General features: G+C 65.3%; 2 protein-coding genes. One reads left to right on the top strand and one right to left on the bottom strand.

Annotation, left to right across the window (positions count from 1 at the left end):
- Positions 1-81 precede the first annotated feature (81 nt).
- The gene (locus tag LY13_RS25445) at positions 82-768 is read right to left on the bottom strand and encodes a GntR family transcriptional regulator (RefSeq protein ID WP_301299645.1); all 687 of its coding nucleotides are present in this window, start codon (positions 766-768) and stop codon (positions 82-84) included.
- A 434-nt stretch (positions 769-1,202) separates the two neighbouring features.
- Here LY13_RS25445 and LY13_RS25440 point away from each other — a divergent pair, with 434 nt between their 5' ends.
- Positions 1,203-1,550 (top strand): SDR family NAD(P)-dependent oxidoreductase, encoded by a 348-nt coding sequence (locus LY13_RS25440; protein WP_253831097.1) that lies wholly within the window; start codon positions 1,203-1,205, stop codon positions 1,548-1,550.
- The last annotated feature ends 36 nt before the right edge of the window (positions 1,551-1,586 follow it).

The following is a 1,586-nucleotide window of genomic DNA, read 5'->3' as shown; positions in this document are numbered from 1 at the left end:
ACACAAGATCAACTACAGGACCGCCGAAACAGGGCCTCAGCGACACGCCCAGTCAAGATATAACGAAGTGTCGTTGCAGTACTAGGGAACCGACTCGGTTGTCCGAGCCAGCCGCCGCGCCGGAGCGTGAGTGAGGTCGAGGAAGCAGTGGACGACGTCGGCGGCCCGGTCGCCATCGCGGTTGCCGATGGCGGCGCACCAGCCGGGGTGTGCCGCGATGAGTGCCTTCGGACCGGCTGCGTCGGCGAGAACCAGTGACCAGATCCGAGCCATCTCCCCGAGCATGCAGCGGTAGGTCTCCAGCAGCCGGCCGTTCGTGGTGGCAACCGCCAATACGTGGAACATCGCCTCCGCGTACTCGACGAAGCATATGCTCCGGTTCTGCGGAGGCAGGTCGGGAAGAGACTCGAACTTCATCAGCAAGCGGTGCAACAGCCGGACCTGTTCGTGGGATGCGTCCAAAAGTCCGCGACGCGCGATCTCCGGGGCGATCAGACGCCAAGTCAGGAAGAAGTCGTCGACCGACTTCTGCGTTAGTGGCGTGACGCGGTATCCCCGCCGTGGAACAGGCTGAACCAGTCCGTCTTGGGCCAACCGGACGAGGGCGTTACGTGCCGGGAGGAGCCCGATGTTCAGCTGCGCTGCAGCCTGGTGCGCGGTGATCACCTGGCCAGGCAGGAGCTCACATCTCCGGATCTGGTTCCAGAGCGTCCGGTACTCGGCCGAGGTCGACGCCGACTCCGACCAAGACGGGTGTATTCGCGCCATGACCCAGCCTCTCTGCCGACCGTCGGCCGGGCGGCGTTGCCCGGCCGCAGCATCCCCGCTGGCTGGCCACGCTAGGTGAAAGAATCTGCTATGTCACGTGAGGGACAGTGCGGTCTCCGACTCTCTTGAAGGCGGGATGCCTCACGACCTTGCAACCGCCCGGTCAGCGAAACGTCCGGGTGTGCACTCCAGTCAGAGCGGGGCGGAGGCTCTTGACAGCCGTCGCTCGCTCAGTCCATCGTTGATATGTCAGTCGGCGACTCCTGATGCATCAATGACCGCGCGCCCGGGTGTGCTCAATCGTGGCCGCAGGTATGGCCGATGAGCGCCGCTCGGGCGCTTCCCGATGTGGGTCTCTTCAGGTGCGGATGACGTTCCAGCGGCCGGCGCCCGTGGGATGGCCACCCCTCGACTGGACAGGACGTTAGAAGCAAGTGGGTACTTTGGACGGAAAGGTCGCGGTTGTCACGGGAGGCGGTCGCGGTATCGGCCGGGCGCATGCATTGACGCTCGCCTCAGAGGGTGCGGCCGTTCTGGTCAACAACATGGGAGCGGAGTTGAGTGGTGACGGCCAAGCCCATGCGGGTCCGGCCGAGGAGGTCGCGGCCGCCATCGCCACCGCAGGTGGCACTGCCGCGGTCGACACTACCGACATCTCCGACTGGGATGGTGCTCGTGCTGTCGTGGAGACAGCGCTGAAGGAATGTTGCGCCCCGGGTTTGGTGCAGGCGTTGGTGTCTGTCACCGGGCCCGGGGGGCTCGGTGGGTCGATCGTAGCGTGACGCGCTGTAGGCAGCTTCGATCGCTGCCGGGGTGCT

It is taken from the genome of Prauserella aidingensis (genome assembly GCF_024171865.1).
Classification (GTDB): Bacteria; Actinomycetota; Actinomycetes; order Mycobacteriales; family Pseudonocardiaceae; genus Prauserella; species Prauserella aidingensis.
The sequence above is the reverse complement of the archived record's forward strand: the minus strand, read 5'-3'. Positions and strand labels throughout refer to the sequence as shown.

Bases quoted from the DNA above. Each gene is read 5' to 3' on its own strand.
- LY13_RS25445 (WP_301299645.1), bottom strand. From the start codon at position 768: ATGGCGCGAATACACCCGTCTTGGTCGGAGTCGGCGTCGACCTCGGCC.